Here is a 17,967-nt window from a genome sequence, read left to right on the forward strand (position 1 = left end):
AGTTGATTTGAATAGTGTTTAAATTTTGTTCCCTTTAATGGCATAATAAAATCCCCCAATAGTAGACTGCCCATCCATTTTATCAGATGGGCTTTTTTTCGTGTCTACTATAAGGGGATAATATCAGATCACACAGTCTTCTCATTTTGAAACTTTGCCTCTACGCGATAAATTCGGTTTCCTTTAGATGAAAATTTTTCTTCATATTCAGTCATAATATTTCCTTCAAACTCGCTGTTGTGAAGATCTAAGTTTATGTCCTTCAACAGCATACCATAAGCTGACATACTTATAAGCGAGTACTCAAATAACCCTTGATTATCCGTTTTAAAATGGATTTCTCCTCCTGCTTTTAATACTTGCTCATAGTTATGCAAGAAGCTTTTAGATGTTAAACGGCGTTTTTCATGTTTATTTTTCGGCCATGGATCAGAGAAATTTAAATATACACGGTCAATTTCTTCATCGGCAAAAAACACGGTCAAATCCTTCGCATCTTTATTAATTAGCTTCAAATTGGGTACTTCTTCTTCAATTAATTTATCTAACGCATCTACGATAACACTGGAAAATTTCTCAATACCAATATAATTCACAGCAGGATTTGCTTTTGCCATTTCATAAATAAAACGGCCTCTTCCTGTTCCTACTTCGATATGAATTGGATTGTCATTAGCAAACAACTCTGCCCAGCTTCCTTTATGATCTGCAGGAGAATCAATAACAAATTGAGGATGATTGGTAATCATCTCGATAGCATACGGTTTATGTCTAAGTCGCATAGCTGCACTTCCTTTCAAGCATAGTATTCAAAGAAAAAACCAAGTACATACAGCACTCGGTCAGGCCTGTCTCATTTCTATATAAGAATAAAATACACGGGATTTTCGAAAACTGAAAGTGAATGTTACCAAAGAAAAAGGATGTGTGAACGAATGCCACTGAATCATGAGCATCAAATGGAAATTTTAAAAGATATCTTAACAAATCACCAAACTGATTGCTGCGGGACAGTATCCGAATATGAACAACTAGAACGTCTAATTAAATCATTGATGACAAACGACAATGTTAACAATGAAATGAAAAACATGCTGCCTGATATGTATTCCTACAGTCAATCCGGTAAAAATGCATCTGACTTAGATCAGCATATCACTAGTCACCAAGATGAGCTCTCCAACTGGCTTGGCGGAATGGACAGCTTTTCATAACTATGAAAGCAGCATTTCTAAATAACGTTCCCAGTACTCTGTTTCCACCAGTTTTTGCTTGTTTTTGTACCATTGCATGGAAATGATTGCTTGAGCTGCCACATACCACTTCATGCGGTTTAATAAATTTTCATTTACTTCCATACCATACTGCAGCAGCCAATCATGCCACTCTTGCTTAGGAACATACCAATGCAGCAGCATACCGATATCAAGTGCAGGATCTGCAATAACTGCACCGTCCCAATCAATTAAATACAATTGGTTGTCTTGTGACTCAAGCCAATTGTTATGGTTTACATCGCAATGACAAACAGCGAGCTCTGTTGGCTCAATATCAGGTAAGGATTGGTATAAATAGTGCAGCCCTTTTTGTACAATAGGGCTGCTTTTAATGTCCTCGTCTATCATGGCCTTGATGTGCTTCAAAATTTCCTGCGGATGCAGCGGTTCTTTTCCTAAACGTTTAATCATTTCAACCAACGCTTGAGAAGAATGAATTTTCTTCAATACAGAAGCTACCTGCTCTTTATTCATCTCTTCCGGTTCCAGCTTTCTGCTGCTTAACCAATGCTGAGCTGAAATAACGTCTCCATTTGCAATCCGCTTTGTCCATAACAGCTTCGGTACAATTCCTTCAGCAGACAAAACAGCTAAAAAAGGAGAGGAATTACGCTTAAGAAACAGCTTTTGTTCTCCATGCTGCGCAATGTAAGCATCTCCTGTTGCTCCGCCTGCCGGAGTTATCTTCCATTCTTCTCCTAGTAGATGTTCCATCGATTCCATTCCCATTACCCGTTATACCCTTGTTAGTTTATAGTGTGTACTGACCTTGAACAGTACCTTCTTATTGTATACCGAAAAAATAAAAACCATTATTGTCTTAATAATAAATTACAAGTAAGCCGTCCCTACAATCTTAGGACGTGATGAGCTTACGTCAAAAAGAGACAGCTACTATGGCACTTTACCCCAAATAGCTATCTCTGTCAATTTTAACTTTATTCACTTCTGTCAGTCAAGTAGACAATATTTACAATTTCCCAAGCACGTAGGAACTCACAGGCATAGCTAGCATTGTGTTTCCTTCTATAGATGAAAAAGCTTCTGCAGCAGCTTTCTCATGATTAGCAAGTATCTGCCATTCCCCTTTTTCTGGGAGAAAAACTTGTTGCTGCTGTATATTAATATTAAACAGGACAACCAGCTTATTCCACACTCCAAATTCACCGATATTATTCAATTCACACATCATAATGTTATTGCAATCAATAAATCTCATATGCTTTTGAATAAGAGCGGCGGATGGCAGACGGAATGCACCGTGAGATTTTCGAAGAGCGATAAGCCCTTTAACGTATTCTACCGTTTGTACATATTGCCTCATTCTTTGCCAATCTAGTCTATTCACATCATCTGGAGCATTGTAGCTGTTTTCAATTCCATTTTTCGTTCGATAAAACTCTTGCCCGCTGTGAAGGAAGGGAATGCCTTGCGCAAGCAAAACCATAGAAGTTGCTAGCAAATGTCTCCTTCTTCTCATCTCATCCGTTTCCTCTTTATTACTGATACATATTTTGTCCCACATCGTATAATTATCGTGAGATTCCACATAATTCACTGTTTGATTTGGTTCTAAAAACAAGCTTGACTCTTGCATTTTAAGAGGAATACTGCCAGCTAATAGCCGCTTTACTTCCTCATGGTAAGCATAGTTACCAAACGCATAGCCTTTATCATAAACGTGAAAGGTATTTCCTTTTATAATGTCACGAAATCGATCATTAAAATGAGCAATTCTAGGCATTTTTGCCGCATTCAAAAGGGATGCTTTTTGATCAACGGGTAATGGTGTATTCAATTCCCATCCCTCACCGATAATTAAAATACTTGTGTCTATTTCATCCACAGCACGGCGAATGGCATTCATGGTTTCATAATCCAAAATCCCCATCAAATCAAATCTCAGTCCATCAATCCCATACTCGCGAATCCAATATAAAACCGAATCAATAATAAATTTGCGTACCATCCTTCGTTCTGAGGCAATATCGTTTCCAACACCTGTTCCATTTGACGGCATCCCGTTTGCGTCATGGCGAAAATAATAGCCTGGAACAATCTTTTCAAAGGAAGACAGCTCTCGTATATATACATGATTATACACAACGTCCATCACGACATGAATACCGTTTATATGAAGAGCTTGAATCATATTTTTCAGTTCACGTATACGGGTATACGGGTCTTCGGGGTCTGTGGAATAGCTTCCTTCCGGCGCATTAAAATGGAGAGGATTATAGCCCCAATTGTATAATTTCGATGGGTCCAGCTCGTCTACTCCTGCAAAATCATTAAACGGCAGCAACTCTAAGTGGGTAATACCCAAGTTCTTTAAGTAAGCTAATCCTGTAACCATTCCATCCGAGGCGGCAGTATGTTCTTCTGTCAGCCCTAAATACTTTCCTTTCATACAGACACCGCTGCTTTGATCAATGGTTAAATCCCGAATATGCGCTTCATAAATAACAGCATCTGTAAAGTTCGACAATCGGGGTGGTAAAGCATGGGATGCAGCTTTTACCTTTGAAAAATCAATAACTACACCGTATTCTCCATTAACAGACACCGATTTTGCATAAGGATCTACCGCTTCTCTCCAAACAAGATTAACACATACGAGAAACGTATACAGCATTCCCTCACAGTCTTGTAAAATCGTGCAGGACCATACTCCATTTTGCATCCGTTCCATCTCAAACTCCTGATGGCTCAGGTTTTTTTCATACAATCGCACCTTCACTTTAGCAGCTGACGGAGCCCACACTTTAAACGTGCTGTGTTCTTTTTTGTACGTTACACCCAAATCGTCTCCTGTATAAAAGTAAGCATCATCGAATTCCTTCGTTCGAATCACTGCTCCAATTTGCAGATCTGTCTCACTCCCTCGTTCATCCGCAATTGTATACAGTTCCCCAATTTCTATAAAAGTCTTTACTTTACACTCATACTTAATAAAATGAGCTAAGTATACCTTGTTCATAATTTGAAGCTCCCATTGTTCATTGCCGCGCTTTAAGAAAAAAAAATGGGAGACACCGGAGTGGTAGGTTCGCGGCAATAGAATGGTGATGCTATCCATTTTGTCCAAATATGCTTCAAATGCACGGTCTACTTTTAACATTGCTGTGTTCACCTTCCCCCAGTCTTTTCAACTCTCATAAAAGCAAGATTTTATTTATAGTATATTCATTTTAAGAGAAAACGGTTTCACTTAACTGCTGTGCGAATGCAGGGAAATCTTGAAGTTTTCTTTATACTTTGGAGTCTCTGTTGGGTGTGTTTCAAATAAAACGAGTTGTTCTGCAGAAAAAGAGGCGGTATACAATTCTTCTATCTCATTAGCCTGTAAATCATAAAGCTGCCCTTGCCCTTTCCATCTTCTTGCAACTGTAATATGGGGACGATAAGGTCGGGTTTCTAGTGAAACCCCTGCTTCCTCACATATAGTATGAACTTCTCGTTGCAGTGTGAATAATTCCTTTGAATGCTTCACATCTACCCACAGCACTCTCGGTCGTTCTGATGTTCCAAATGTTCGCAAGCCTTGGAGCTGTAATGAAAAAGGTTTCCACTTATAAACCGCTTTTTCTAATTCCTGTTGGATTGTATGTAAAGAAGAGGGCGGAGCACTCCCTAAAAACGCCAGTGTGATATGATAATCTTCCCAGTGCACCCAGGATTGAAACGAAAGCTGTTGCTGCTGCTTCCATTCATTTAATATTTTTTTGATCTGATTAGGCAATGATAAAGCAAGGAAATAATGCATAGCCATAAGGAACACGCTCCTCACCGGAAATATCTTTTATATCCCATTCAGTATAACCCCGTACTGCAAAATTCATGCCCTGCTAGAATATATCCAGTATATTATTTCCTTTATGTAAAAAGAAGTCCGTCCTTTTCAAAGGACGGATTTCTTTTATCTGGCTAATTCATAAATAGCTTGCGCATAGATGGACGCAGCTTTTATTAATTCCTCTATTTCAATATATTCATCTTTCTGATGAGCCAAGTCTTCTTTTCCTGGGAAGAGCGGACCGAATGCCACGCCAGCTCGCAGAGAACGAGCATATGTAGCTCCGCCAATTGAAAGCAGGGTTGCCTGTTCTCCTGTTTGCTCCTCATATACTCGCTGTAATGTACGAATCAATATATGCTCTTTATCTACATGATGCGGGCGGGAACTTGTCACATCCTGTACCGTAAAATTGGAGGATTCTCCTTTGTTTTTTACAGCTTGCAGCATACTATCGAAATCAGTTGTCACCGGATAACGGATGTTGATTCCAAGCTTCCCTCCTGTCTCCTTACAATAAGAAAACTGGCCTATGTTGGTAGTAAGCTCCCCTGTAATATCATCTCTATGTGCAATGCCAAGCTTCTCTCCTCTTGTATCCCCTAAGCTCATTGTAAAGTTAATAAAGTGTGTGCCATTTTCATCTAAAAGCTGCTTTTCTAAAAATCCAGCTAAGAGCTGCCCTGCATTTCTTCCTTTTTCCGGAGTAGAGCCATGCGCAGAAACACCTTCTATTTCAAAGGTAATTATATCACCTTGCATCATTGCTGTACCTTTGCTGCTCATTTTTGAAAGGTATTCCTCAAAACAGCTCTTCCATTCTTCACTATTCTCGTGTACTTGTACTTTCGCTGTTGCAAGGTCAGGCACCATATTTAAACGTCGACCTGATTGGAAAGAGAGGAGAGTGTTTATTCCTGAAGTTATACTGCTTATTTCCTGTACAAGATACAGATTGCACATTCCTTTTTCAGCATTGATAATCGGAAAGTCTGCGTCCGGAGCAAACCCCATCGTCGGCATTTCCTCATGCTTAAAATAATGATCCACACAACGCCACTGGCTTTCTTCATCTGTTCCTAAAATCATGCGTACCCGCTTTGTCAGCGGAAGCCCTGATTCTTTTACTACCTTCATCGCATAATAAGCAGCCATTGTCGGTCCTTTATCATCTATCGCTCCTCTGGCGAATATTTTACCTTCACGAATATCCGCACTATATGCATCTGTCGTCCATCCGTCTCCTTCTGGCACCACATCCACATGACACAAAATGCCGATTAGCTCTTCTCCTTGTCCAAATTCCACATGTCCAGCGTATCCTTGCAAATTTTTAACTGTGAAACCGTCCTGGTCTCCTTTATTTAATACGTATTCAAGAGCTTTTTGAATGCCTGTTCCAAACGGTGCATTCTCCTGTGCATCTCCTTCATCTAACACGCTCTTGATTTGCAAAAACTGCTGTGTCTCGCGAATCAGTTGTTCTTTTCGTTTCTCTACTTCTTCTACCCAATTGATTGTCATAGTTTCACCCTTTTTACAAAATATGTATATATGTTTTACCTTCTCCTATCATATCAAACCGCTTTTTACAACGCTAGCATACGAAACTGAGTAAATCTCGAACAATCTTCCCGCCACGGAGAATAAAATTGGGATTTTGATAATTTTTTTAATATTTTTAAGAGGATTTTTGACAATTTTCGTAGAATTTTATATAACAAGAATAGAGAGAGAATAAAAACCACCTTATTTTTTATATTCTACACCGCAAGAAAGTTTTGCTTTACAAATTTTGTGGACGTGTTAATTTTGTGTAAAAATTCAGTCAAAACAAGCATGAAATCAGTTTAGCGGAGTAAAATGGAAATGTAGCGGAGAGATTCAACACACATCTTCTTACCTGTTGAATCAACAAAAAATATGGAGGAGTGGTTTTTTGAACTCTACAACTTCTCGTATGTTGACACGTATTAAATCTATTTACATGTACATTAATGAAAAAGGGACTGTTTCCACAAAAGACCTTGTGGATGAATTTGGAATAACACCAAGAACGATTCAACGAGACTTAAATGTCCTACAGTTCAATGATTTAGTTTACAGCCCTAGCCGAGGTAAATGGACAACAACAGGAAAAAGAGTGAAGCTCTCATCATAACCTTCAAACACTATTTTTGAACATACATACCCCTTTCTTCTTTGTGGAGAAAGGGGCTTATTTTATATAGTCTCTTCAATCCGATAGTTTCGCAGTAGGTCTACTTCTTCATCTGTCAATTCACGGTATTCTCCAAGCTCTAAATCTTCATCCAAAGATAAAGGCCCCATCTTTGTACGCTTTAAATAGATCACTTTCTTTCCTACCGATTCGAACATGCGCTTTACCTGATGGAACTTGCCTTCCGTAATAACGAGCTCAATCTCAGAAATATTTCCTTCTTTAATAATCGTTAATTCTGCCGGCTTTGTTTCATAGCCGTCATCAAGTACAACTCCGTTTTGGAAGGCTGTTACATCCCTTTCAGTTACCTGTCCTTCTACCTTTGCATAGTAGGTCTTAGGCACATGCTTTTTCGGAGAAAGCAACTGATGCGCCAGCTGTCCATCATTGGTGATAAGAAGAAAGCCTTCTGTATCCTTATCAAGCCTTCCTACCGGAAACGGTTCAAAAATGATATCTTCCATTTCCAATAAATCAATGACTGTTTCATGTTCATCATCCTCTGTTGCTGAAATGACACCTTGCGGCTTATTCATTAAGAGATATACAAATTCCTTATATTCTACCATTTCCCCATGAACCGTCACTTCCTGTTGTTCTACATTTACATGAAACTTTGCATCCTTGATGACTTTGTCATCTACTTTGACAACGCCGTCTTTTAAGAGCTTTTTCACTTCCTTTCGGCTTCCGAATCCCATATTTGCCAGCAGTTTATCAATTCTCATTATTGCTTCACCTATCCTTTTATGTATAAAGAAAGGGGCTTATGCCCCTTTTACTTTTGCTCTTCTTCTTAATCTGCCCTTAATTTTACTCAAGAACTCCGTACCTAATATTTTCTGAGCTACTCCTGTGCGAACAGCAAGCATAACATACACGACAGCTCCTATCATCGCCGCAAGCGCAACAATGACTATTGATGCGAAACGCCCTTGTTCGTAAGACAAAACAGGCGACAATGCCCATTCCGTCAATTTTGCGACAACTGCCATCGCAGCAACTAAAATGCTGATTTGAAAAATGCGCTTACGTACAAGAGTAAAATCAAACTGCGCATGCTGGCGAATTTTTCTATTTGTATATGCAATCGCCACTAGAAATCCAATTCCTGTAGCCAATACCGCTCCAACTGTTCCCATCATACGGATTAATATAATGTTTAATACAATTTTTAATGTAATTCCCATCAAAAGTGCCACAATGGCATACTTTTGTTTATTGATTCCTTGCAAAATAGCAGCCGTTACGGAGAACACTGAAAATAGTATGGCTACTGGCGCATACCACATAAGCACTTCACCGCCAAACTGATCCTGTCCGTAAAACGCTGTATAAATGGGGTATGCAAGCACGGACATTCCTACAACTGCAGGTAAAGTTAAAAAAGTTGTCACCTGCAAAGTTTGTCCAATTTGTTTTTGCAATACATTCTCATCTTTTTCTGTATACGATTTTGTAATAGCAGGCACAAGCGTTAAACTGAATGCAGTCGCAAGCGACACTGGAATCATCACCAGCTTATGTCCCCACATCGTATAGACAGCAAATGCATGCTCTGCTATTTTTCCTTGCCCGATCGATTCCATGATACGGTTAAAGGTTAAGGAGTCAATTTGCTGAAATAAAGGAATCGCTAATCCCACAAATACATACGGAGCAGAATACGTAAATAACTCCTTGAACATTTGCAGAGTTGTAATGCTTGATGGCTCAACTTTTTGCTGCGTCAATAATTCATCTAGGTGATGCCTTCTCGTATACCAGTACCAAATTAAAATAGCTAATCCGCCAATTGCACCGACAAAGGCTGCAAACGTCGATATACTAATCGCTTGTGCGACTGTCCCTCCAAGAACCTTTATTACAACAAAACTTCCTGCCAGTATAACAATAATACGAACAATTTGTTCAATGATTTGCGAGATTGTAGTTGGTCCCATTGAATGATGTCCTTGGAAAAAACCGCGGATCAAGCTCATGGACGGTACAATAATCAGTGCAAAGCTAACTAATCGTATAACTGTTGTAACTTCTTCTGCAGTATGACCAATTGGTTTTTCTCCGACCATTTGCGCTGCAAACAACGGCGCACTGAAAAATAAGGCTAAAAAAGCAAGTATTCCCGTCAAGGCCATCAATTTCATACCTGAACGAAACATGCGCCTGCTCGTCTCATAATCGCCCATGGCATTATATTTTGAAACAAACTTAGAGACAGCAAGCGGCACTCCTGCCGTAGCTATGCTCAAGAAAATGGTATATGGAATATAACCGTAGTTATACAATGCTCCGCCAGATGTCCCGACGAGCTCTTTAAAAGGGAAAATATAAATCATACCTAAAAACTTTACAAAAAAGGTCCCGCCGGTCAAAATAAGCGTCCCTCTTAAAAATTTTGAATCAGACATGCTTGCACATCCTCCTATATCGCAACCCATCATTTCTAACCTAAGTATTGTAACACAAGTTTGTTTTCAAACAGTAGTAACAAATTCATGAAAAAAAATAAATGGTAACATACATCCTTCTCTATAATTAAGAGGCCTTGCACGGAAAATAGAGGGGTAATCTTTTGCACCAATCTCATTTTTCACACCAAACCCACTCACTAGATGTATTGCTGTAAGACATTGATTTTTCTTTTTCAGGCATTCGTGCTATTCTTTTTTCAGTAGAAAAGAGAGGTTGATATAATGAAATACGATGTAGTCGTGATAGGCGGAGGTCCTTCCGGATTAATGGCAGCTATAGGCGCTGCTGAACAGGGGGCAAAGGTGCTACTTCTAGATAAAGGAGATAAGCTCGGCCGCAAGCTTGCTATTTCCGGCGGTGGACGCTGCAATGTGACAAACCGTCTTCCTGTAGAGGAAATTATTAAGCATATCCCTGGTAACGGTCGATTCCTATATAGTGCTTTTTCCATCTTTAATAATGAAGATATTATACGTTTTTTTGAAAAACTAGGAGTAAAGCTGAAGGAAGAAGACCACGGACGCATGTTTCCTGTTTCTAATAAGGCCCAATCTGTAGTAGATGCTTTGCTGGATAGATTAAATGGACTAGGAGTCAAAATCCGTGTAAATACTGCTGTTGAAACGATAGAATACAAAGACGGACAAACATCCTCTGTCATCCTTCGAGATGGAGAAAAGATTGATACTCATCATGTTGTAATTGCTGTAGGTGGAAAATCTGTTCCTCATACAGGCTCAACCGGTGATGGTTATGCTTGGGCTGAGAAAGCCGGACATACCATTACAGAACTGTTCCCGACAGAAGTTCCCATTACTTCGAATGAGCCCTTTATACGTGAACGAACGCTGCAAGGGTTATCCCTTCGGAGTATCGCTTTAAGCGTAGTAGACCCAAAAGGAAAAATTGTTAAAACTCATCAGATGGACATGATTTTTACGCACTTTGGCATTTCTGGACCGGCAGCTCTTCGCTGCAGTCAATATGTGCTGAAAACGATGAAGAAATTTAAAACGACCGAAGTCGAAGTGCGCATCGATTCCTTTCCGGATGAATCCGAAGAGCAATTATTCCAGCGCATAATCAAGCAAGTAAAGGACGAACCAAAAAAAGCGGTTAAAAATTTATTAAAAGGCTATGCTCAAGAACGATATCTGGCGTTTTTCTTAGAGAAAAATGGTATAGATCTATCTCAAGCTGCCGGTCAGGTACCAAATGATCACCTTCGTTCTTTAGTAAAAGATTTTAAAGCTTTTACCTTTAAAGTAAATGGCACCTTACCTATTGAAAAAGCATTTGTAACAGGTGGTGGTGTTTCTGTTAAAGAAATTCACCCGAAGGAAATGTCATCAAAGCTTATGCGCGGCCTATACTTTTGTGGGGAAATTCTCGATATACACGGGTATACTGGCGGCTATAACATTACCTCTGCTTTAATTACCGGGCGCATCGCTGGTACAAATGCGGGAGAATATGCAGTAGAAGAAAAATAATACAATACAATTCTCAGCGGTACGAAGTTACTCCAAATGTTATAATCTATTAATACGAGAGAAAAAATAAAGCCTAACCCCCATTCACTTATGGGCGTTAGGCTTTATATATAACCATCGCTGTAAAACAATATATTTGATTTTCTTCATCATTGTTACAAATTGCTACTTGATATTTGATATCAATCAGTTTGTCTTCCCCCATCTTCTTTAAAAAGCTGTTGATAGACTCCTCTAAATCCTTTTCATGACTTTCATCAAATACTTTGACACGTATCACCCTAACACCATCCTAGATCGCAGCCTTCTACCGATGGATTCACATCCCGTCTTGTATCAATAATGCGATAAAAGCGGCCGCCTTCATAAATATAGCCATCTTCTAGTACATACTTACTTTCCTCAGCATTTATATAAAATTTTCCTATAATAAATTTATTAGAATATAATTCCAAATATTCTTCTTTGAACTTCGCTACTACTTTTTCAGTAATATCAATTTTTAATGGTTTTCCCATTCATTCCCCCTCCCTTCCATAAAATTGCCATTCAATGTATTTTATTAAAGAAAACAACATTTCATGATAAAGGGATTAGGAATTTCATTAATCATCTGAATCAAGATTTTGGTCTACCGGATCTTCAGATGGTTGCACTAACTTCTGAGGTGTTTGTCCAGTTGCTTGTTGATGCTGTACGCGTTTTCCATTTACAAAATCTGCAATCACAGGACCTGTCGCACCGTTATTGGACTTAGACACTTCTATAGCTCCACTGCTTCCAACAGGACAATTCCCGTAAATGTTCACATTTCCATAATTATTTATAATAATAAACTTTCGAATAAACGCTCCCATGCTGTAACCGACCCTTCTGTTTGTCCTGCTTCATATATATGCAGGAAAAGTAAGAACAGTGCGATTAAGTTTCTATGTCTTGAATTGTCGCCTCCTCAACGACTACATCGCTTAGTCCGCCTGATTCGGTAAAAATCTCAAATAAACTGCCTTCTGTACCTGTTCCCGTTCTTTTTCCATTAACGATCGTCCCGCTGCTATCTCCCCCAGACCCGTTATATCTTTTGGATGCCGTTATTGGAGTAATATTACCGAAGTTTCCGACATGTACATCACCATGATTATTTACAATTCTCAACTTGCGTATAAAAGAAGGCACAGCTCTTTTCCCCTTTCTTTTTTTAGTCTTATTTTCAATATATGTATCGGTTGATGGTAGGGACCATGCAGCAGAGATATTTCCTCCAATTCCCCACTTTTCTAAAGACTGATATTCAACATTTATAAACAAAAAAAAGCTGGCATATGTATGCCAACTCTTTTCTCTTCATCTCTTTATTGTTTGGGCGTGCCTGTATGTTTTAGACTATGTAGAAATATCATCGTTCAAGGTTTTATCTTCCCTGTCTGAATATCAGCTTTTATGAAACTTTCCTTAGAAACTGGAAAACCTGCCATCCTGCGCAGCGTGTACAGCTGACCAATATGAGTCATAACATCCGAAAGAGGACCTTGTATAATTTGTTCTATGGTCAGCGGTGCTGGTACCATTCCTTTGTCTACTGCTTCATCCAGCTTCTCTAGCGATTGGTAAAACCTTTCTGCTTCACCCTCCCAGCTTCCCGTTTCAGTAACACCTTCTGCTTCATATCCATAAGATTGCAGTGCATATGCCAATACATTTCCCATATGGTTCAATATCTCAATCGGCTGACGTACACCTGCTCCAAGTTCAAATTCAGGATAGTTTTCAGGGGCATCTTCGATAGCTTTCGCTGCTCTATATGCAACAGTCGCTATGTAGTGACGAAGGAACTTGCTCTCCATTAGGAACACCTCTCTTTTTATACAAAACTGGCTTTGAAAGGGTCTTCGTGTGGTTTACTTCACTTCTCCAGCCCAGTTCAACATGCCGCCTTCCATGTTAACAACTTTAAATCCTTGCTCTTGCAAATACTCGCATACACGCTCACTGCGCATACCTGAACGGCAAATAAAAATATACTCATTTTCTTTGTCAAAGAAGTCTAACTTTGATGGGATATCTCCCATCTTAATATGAACTGCTTCCGGAATCTTACCGCTTTCTACTTCTTCATCCTCACGCACATCTACTAAGTATAATGTTTCTTCACCTGCGATACGCTTTTGCAGCTCTTCAGTCGTAATAGTTTTAATTGCCATGATAACGCTCCTCCTTAAATATATTCCACCCCATTCTAGCAATTCTGATATATAGAAGTAAAGAAAAGGACCTGCTGTCTAAAGCGATCGATATACACATAAAAATAAAAGAGATATAATGAAAACAAAGTAACTAGGGGGATACAAAAATGTTCTCTGCTTTTTGGCTTTTACTCGTTATTTACCTCATTTACTTTCTCGTTATGATTCCTGTGCAATATAGAATATTGGCTGGATTAAAGGAACGACAAACAAAAACAAGCTTATCCCAGTCAGAGCTGTATGAAAACATGTCCTTTGAAGAAGAACAATTGCACTTTCATAATCAAGGAAACCTCTTCAATTTGCCTTCTGCCATTGTAGCTAACACGATTTATAAACTAAAACACCGTAAGTAAAAATAATAAAAACCCGAGCGAGAATACTCGGGTTTTTTTGTATACTTGAGCAAAATGGGATGCTCTGTAGTTAAAGCAACGATCAGAGAATAAACAATGAAATGACAGCCACACCGTGCAAGTATTACCGCCCATCCCGACATAATACAATTATTTGATACACAACTTCTCAAAGTGACATATTTCTACATTCCTCTTTCGAAATTATATCATTCATGAAACTCGGCTCTAACTTCATTTTATCCTATGCCTTTCACACTAAGATTTTATCCTACCAACCGATAATGTTCACACCTATACCATAGATTTCACCTTCATTTTACTGCATTTTGTAAATTTATTATGAAGTTAGAAAATGTTTCAATGTTAAGATTGTAAAGGTTTTGTAAATTTTTTCGATAAGTTATTCTCAAATTCGACATGTATCATGTAGAATAATGAAGGCAAACTAAGTTTATATTTATAAATGGATGGAGGACTTAGACATGGTTTTCAAGGGAAAGAAAGATAAATTTACAGAACTGTTAAGCAACATCTCTACAAATTTAAAAGAGAGTGCTCAATTTTTTGAAGAGCACAAACTCAACAATGCAAGTGATTTGAAAATCTTTTCAGAAACAATGAAAGAATATGAATCAAAAGGCGATTCATATGTCCATGAAGTGATTATGGAATTGAACAAAGCCTTTATTACTCCAATTGAGCGTGAAGATATCCTTCAGCTTGCAATGAGCATGGATGATATCCTTGACGGCTTAGATCATTGCTCTGCTATGTTTGAAATGTACTCAATTACACAGCCAACTGAATATATGGTGAAATTTGTAGAAGCTATTTATGCTGCTACGATAGAGATTGCTCGTTCTATTGAACTGTTGGGTAATAAAAAGCTAACTGAAATTCGTGAACATGCGATTAAGATTAAAGATTATGAATCCAATTGCGATGCTTTATACCGTACATCTGTGAAGCACTTATTCTCAACTGAAAAAGATGTAATCAAACTTATTCAATTCAAAGAAATTTACGAAAATCTAGAAGATATCGCTGATAGCTGTCAAGGTGTGGCAAACACACTTGAAACAATTATCATGAAGAATGCTTAAGAGGTCCCTTTATTATGGATACTATGTTAATTCTTACTATATTAATTGTTATTGGGGCTTTAGCGTTTGACTTTATTAACGGTTTTCACGATACAGCTAACTCGATTGCTACTTCTGTTTCCACAAAGGCCTTAAAGCCTCGTCAAGCCATTCTTTTGGCTGCAACCATGAACTTTATTGGTGCAATGACATTCACAGGAGTGGCAAAAACGATTACAAAAGATATCGTGGATCCATTCACATTGCAAAATGGATCAGTTGTTATTTTAGCGGCATTGATTGCAGCAATAGCATGGAACTTAATTACATGGTACTACGGAATTCCGAGCAGTTCGTCCCATGCTATTATCGGTTCTATCGCAGGAGCAGCTATCGCTGCTGCAGGATTTAGTGCACTTAACTATACTGGATTCTTGAAAATTTTGAAAGCCTTACTTATCTCACCAATTATCGCTTTTGTACTTGGTTTTATCGTATACAGTATCTTTAAAGTCGTATTTAAAAATGCAAACCTAGCAAAAACAAATAAGCAATTCCGTATTTTTCAAATTGCAACTGCTGCGCTGCAATCCTATACACATGGAACAAACGATGCGCAAAAAGCAATGGGGATTATTACAATGGCTTTGATTGCTAATGGATTTGCAACCACTACAGATATTCCATTCTGGGTACAGGTTGCCTGTGCTACTGCAATGGGGTTAGGTACGTCAGTAGGCGGATGGAAAATCATTAAAACAGTCGGCGGCAAAATCATGAAAATCCGCCCTGTTAACGGTGTAGCAGCTGACTTAACATCAGCAGCCATTATCTTTGGAGCGACATACATTCACTTGCCGGTAAGTACGACGCACGTGATCTCTTCCTCTATTTTAGGGGTAGGTTCTGCTCACCGTATAAAGGGTGTTAAATGGGGAACAGCACAACGCATGTTAATCACTTGGGTGATTACATTGCCAATTTCTGCATCACTTGCAGCTTTAACATACTTTATTTTAAATCTCTTTTTCTAAAAGAAAAGCCTTGGGTAAATCCCAAGGCTTTTGCATGTTTTACAACCCTAAATTTTTAGCAATGATGCTTTTCATAATCTGATTCGTTCCCGCATAAATTGCAGCGACAGGAATGTCTCGATACCGGCGGGCAATCGGATATTCCTCCATATATCCGTATCCCCCGTGCAACTGCATACATTCAACCGCTGTACGTTTCGCCATTTCCGTAGTCCACCATTTTGCCATCGATACTTGCGTAACAATATCCTTGCCTTCCATGTGGTTAGTAATTAAATCATTCAGAAAGGTGCGGCCAATTTCAATTTCTGTTGCCATTTCAGCAATTTTGAATTGTGTGTTTTGAAATTTACTGATAGACTTCCCAAACGCTTTTCTCTCTTTGACATAATCCATAGCCATTGCCAGCATTTCTTCTGCCGCCACTTGTGCGGCAATTGCTACAACCAAACGCTCTTGCTGCAGTTTCTCCATTAAGTAATAAAACCCTTTGTTTTCTTCTCCTAAAAGGTTTTTAGCAGGTACACGTGCATCCTGAAAAATAAGCTCAGCTGTATCTTGACTATGAAGACCAATTTTATCTAATTTCTTCCCTCTTGAAAATCCTGGAGTATCCCTCTCGACAACAAGAAGGCTGATTCCTTTATGCCCCGCCTTCATATCAGTCTTACAAGCCACTACAATTAAATCAGAATGAATACCGTTTGTAATAAAGGTTTTTTCACCATTTACAATGTAGACATCTCCTTCACGCACAGCAGTTGTTTGAATATTAGCAAGATCTGATCCAGTCCCTGGTTCTGTCATAGCAATAGCAGTAATATATTCCCCAGTGATACAACGAGGCAGCCAACGCTTCTTTTGCTCTTCTGTTCCATATGTATCTAAATAAGGTACAACGATATCGTTATGCAATCCGATCCCAACTAAACTGGATCCGATACGCTCTAATTCTTCATGTATGATTACAGAATAAGCAAAATCAGCATTCAATCCTCCATAAGATTCGTCTACCCATGGACATAAAAAGCCTTGTTCACCCATCTTTGTCCAAAATGCACGAGGAATGAGGCGCTCCTTCTCCCATTTCTCATAATAAGGCACAGCTTCTTTTTCTAGAAACTTACGCAAAGAACTGCGAAAAATTTGATGTTCGCGAGTCAAGTATCGTTTAGACATGCTCCCCCTCCTTCTTTCCATGAATGTTTATTTATTTTGGCTGCATGCGAATGGCACCGTCTAAACGAATAGTGTGGCCGTTTAACATCGGATTTTCAATAATACTTTGCACCAGCTTCGCGTATTCATCCGGTCTGCCAAGGCGCTGCGGGAACGGAACCATAGATCCGAGCGCTGTTTTGGCTTCCTCTGGCAACGAATCAAATAATGGGGTTTCAAATAATCCCGGTGCAATCGTCATATTACGAATACCATACCTAGCAAGTTCTCTGGCAATTGGCAGCGTCATGCCAACTATGCCTCCCTTTGAAGCACTATAAGCTGCTTGCCCTATTTGTCCTTCGAAGGCAGCCACAGAAGCTGTGCTAATAATTACCCCTCGTTCGCCTTCTTCATTCGGTTCATTCTGCATCATGCTTTCAGCAGCTAAACGAATCACATTAAAGGTCCCAATCAGGTTGATTTGAATTGTTTTGCTGAACACAGATAAATCATGAGGCTTATTTTTATTGACTACCTTTTCTACAGTCCCAATACCTGCACAGTTCACCACCGCACGCACAGAACCAAACATTTCTTTCGTTCTCTCAAGTGCATGACGTACTTCCTCTTCACGCGTTACATCCGTTTTCATAAATAACACTTTGTCATTCCCTACTTGTTCGGCAAGGAAAAGTCCTTTTTCAACGTTGAGATCAAGAATAACCGCTTTCCCACCGCTCTCTACAATCTTCCGTACAGTTGCTTCTCCCAAGCCAGAGCTTCCACCCGTAACAACAGCTATACAATCCTGTATCTTCATTTC

General features: G+C 39.1%; 21 protein-coding genes. 6 read left to right on the forward strand and 15 right to left on the reverse strand.

The genetic code is table 11. The annotated features are described in order from the left end of the window. Window positions 1–128: 128 nt before the first annotated feature. The gene (trmB, locus tag J7Q84_RS14380) at window positions 129–782 is read right to left on the reverse strand and encodes a tRNA (guanosine(46)-N7)-methyltransferase TrmB (protein ID WP_209095272.1); all 654 of its coding nucleotides are present in this window, start codon (window positions 780–782) and stop codon (window positions 129–131) included. A 153-nt stretch (window positions 783–935) separates the two neighbouring features. Between trmB and J7Q84_RS14385 the strand changes: the two genes are divergently transcribed. Beyond that, the gene (locus J7Q84_RS14385; RefSeq protein WP_209095274.1) at window positions 936–1,214 is read left to right on the forward strand and encodes a YtzH-like family protein; all 279 of its coding nucleotides are present in this window, start codon (window positions 936–938) and stop codon (window positions 1,212–1,214) included. On the opposite strand, the gene J7Q84_RS14390 is transcribed toward J7Q84_RS14385, so the two are convergent. From J7Q84_RS14390 to pepV, 4 genes are all read right to left on the reverse strand, one after another. Then, window positions 1,215–2,006: a phosphotransferase family protein gene (locus J7Q84_RS14390; protein ID WP_209095276.1), complete on the reverse strand. Its 792-nt coding sequence runs from the start codon at window positions 2,004–2,006 to the stop codon at window positions 1,215–1,217. 241 nt (window positions 2,007–2,247) lie between these two features. Continuing rightward, window positions 2,248–4,398 carry a type I pullulanase gene (gene pulA, locus J7Q84_RS14395; protein WP_209095277.1) on the reverse strand — a complete coding sequence of 717 codons (2,151 nt, stop codon included), beginning with the start codon at window positions 4,396–4,398 and terminating at the stop codon, window positions 2,248–2,250. A gap of 90 nt (window positions 4,399–4,488) precedes the next feature. Then, window positions 4,489–5,049 (reverse strand): RNA 2',3'-cyclic phosphodiesterase, encoded by a 561-nt coding sequence (gene thpR, locus J7Q84_RS14400; protein ID WP_209095279.1) that lies wholly within the window; start codon window positions 5,047–5,049, stop codon window positions 4,489–4,491. Between the two features lie 147 nt (window positions 5,050–5,196). Beyond that, window positions 5,197–6,597, reverse strand: coding sequence for a dipeptidase PepV (gene pepV / locus J7Q84_RS14405; RefSeq protein ID WP_209095281.1), 1,401 nt, complete (start codon window positions 6,595–6,597; stop codon window positions 5,197–5,199). Window positions 6,598–7,033: 436 nt separating this feature from the next. Here pepV and J7Q84_RS14410 point away from each other — a divergent pair, with 436 nt between their 5' ends. Beyond that, window positions 7,034–7,234 carry a DeoR family transcriptional regulator gene (locus J7Q84_RS14410; RefSeq protein ID WP_481747559.1) on the forward strand — a complete coding sequence of 67 codons (201 nt, stop codon included), beginning with the start codon at window positions 7,034–7,036 and terminating at the stop codon, window positions 7,232–7,234. 62 nt (window positions 7,235–7,296) lie between these two features. Here the strand turns inward: J7Q84_RS14410 and J7Q84_RS14415 are convergent, their stop codons facing one another. Further along, window positions 7,297–8,025 (reverse strand): pseudouridine synthase, encoded by a 729-nt coding sequence (locus tag J7Q84_RS14415; protein WP_209095285.1) that lies wholly within the window; start codon window positions 8,023–8,025, stop codon window positions 7,297–7,299. 39 nt (window positions 8,026–8,064) lie between these two features. Beyond that, entirely contained in the window at window positions 8,065–9,708 is a 1,644-nt protein-coding gene (locus J7Q84_RS14420) for a putative polysaccharide biosynthesis protein (protein WP_209095287.1), read from the reverse strand. A 285-nt stretch (window positions 9,709–9,993) separates the two neighbouring features. Between J7Q84_RS14420 and J7Q84_RS14425 the strand changes: the two genes are divergently transcribed. Then, window positions 9,994–11,265, forward strand: a complete 1,272-nt coding sequence (locus J7Q84_RS14425; RefSeq protein WP_209095289.1) for a BaiN/RdsA family NAD(P)/FAD-dependent oxidoreductase — start codon at window positions 9,994–9,996, stop codon at window positions 11,263–11,265. Between the two features lie 97 nt (window positions 11,266–11,362). Here J7Q84_RS14425 and J7Q84_RS14430 read toward each other — a convergent pair whose 3' ends face one another. The 6 genes from J7Q84_RS14430 to J7Q84_RS14455 all read right to left on the reverse strand — a co-directional run bounded on the left by J7Q84_RS14430 (window position 11,363) and on the right by J7Q84_RS14455 (window position 13,469). After that, window positions 11,363–11,545, reverse strand: a complete 183-nt coding sequence (locus J7Q84_RS14430; RefSeq protein ID WP_209095291.1) for a sporulation protein Cse60 — start codon at window positions 11,543–11,545, stop codon at window positions 11,363–11,365. Between the two features lies 1 nt (window position 11,546). Continuing rightward, window positions 11,547–11,783: a DUF2553 family protein gene (locus J7Q84_RS14435; RefSeq protein WP_209095293.1), complete on the reverse strand. Its 237-nt coding sequence runs from the start codon at window positions 11,781–11,783 to the stop codon at window positions 11,547–11,549. 87 nt (window positions 11,784–11,870) lie between these two features. Continuing rightward, the gene (locus tag J7Q84_RS14440; RefSeq protein WP_209095295.1) at window positions 11,871–12,122 is read right to left on the reverse strand and encodes a hypothetical protein; all 252 of its coding nucleotides are present in this window, start codon (window positions 12,120–12,122) and stop codon (window positions 11,871–11,873) included. 64 nt (window positions 12,123–12,186) lie between these two features. After that, entirely contained in the window at window positions 12,187–12,441 is a 255-nt protein-coding gene (locus J7Q84_RS18630) for a spore germination protein (protein WP_209095297.1), read from the reverse strand. Between the two features lie 227 nt (window positions 12,442–12,668). Further along, the gene (locus tag J7Q84_RS14450) at window positions 12,669–13,109 is read right to left on the reverse strand and encodes a hypothetical protein (protein ID WP_209095298.1); all 441 of its coding nucleotides are present in this window, start codon (window positions 13,107–13,109) and stop codon (window positions 12,669–12,671) included. 54 nt (window positions 13,110–13,163) lie between these two features. After that, window positions 13,164–13,469, reverse strand: a complete 306-nt coding sequence (locus J7Q84_RS14455) for a rhodanese-like domain-containing protein (protein ID WP_209095412.1) — start codon at window positions 13,467–13,469, stop codon at window positions 13,164–13,166. A gap of 146 nt (window positions 13,470–13,615) precedes the next feature. On the opposite strand from J7Q84_RS14455, the gene J7Q84_RS14460 reads away from it, so the two are divergent. The 3 genes from J7Q84_RS14460 to J7Q84_RS14470 all read left to right on the forward strand — a co-directional run bounded on the left by J7Q84_RS14460 (window position 13,616) and on the right by J7Q84_RS14470 (window position 15,983). Further along, window positions 13,616–13,864: a DUF3949 domain-containing protein gene (locus J7Q84_RS14460; protein ID WP_209095300.1), complete on the forward strand. Its 249-nt coding sequence runs from the start codon at window positions 13,616–13,618 to the stop codon at window positions 13,862–13,864. Between the two features lie 485 nt (window positions 13,865–14,349). Further along, window positions 14,350–14,970: a DUF47 domain-containing protein gene (locus J7Q84_RS14465; RefSeq protein WP_209095302.1), complete on the forward strand. Its 621-nt coding sequence runs from the start codon at window positions 14,350–14,352 to the stop codon at window positions 14,968–14,970. Window positions 14,971–14,984: 14 nt separating this feature from the next. Next, window positions 14,985–15,983, forward strand: coding sequence for an inorganic phosphate transporter (locus J7Q84_RS14470; protein WP_209095304.1), 999 nt, complete (start codon window positions 14,985–14,987; stop codon window positions 15,981–15,983). A 39-nt stretch (window positions 15,984–16,022) separates the two neighbouring features. Here the strand turns inward: J7Q84_RS14470 and J7Q84_RS14475 are convergent, their stop codons facing one another. After that, window positions 16,023–17,162, reverse strand: a complete 1,140-nt coding sequence (locus J7Q84_RS14475) for an acyl-CoA dehydrogenase family protein (RefSeq protein ID WP_209095306.1) — start codon at window positions 17,160–17,162, stop codon at window positions 16,023–16,025. A gap of 31 nt (window positions 17,163–17,193) precedes the next feature. Continuing rightward, on the reverse strand, window positions 17,194–17,964 hold the full coding sequence (locus J7Q84_RS14480) for a 3-hydroxyacyl-CoA dehydrogenase (protein ID WP_209095308.1): 771 nt from the start codon (window positions 17,962–17,964) through the stop codon (window positions 17,194–17,196). Between the last annotated feature and the right edge of the window lie 3 nt (window positions 17,965–17,967).

Source organism: Bacillus sp. 165, assembly GCF_017742235.1.
GTDB lineage: Bacteria > Bacillota > Bacilli > Bacillales > Bacillaceae_G > JAGHKQ01.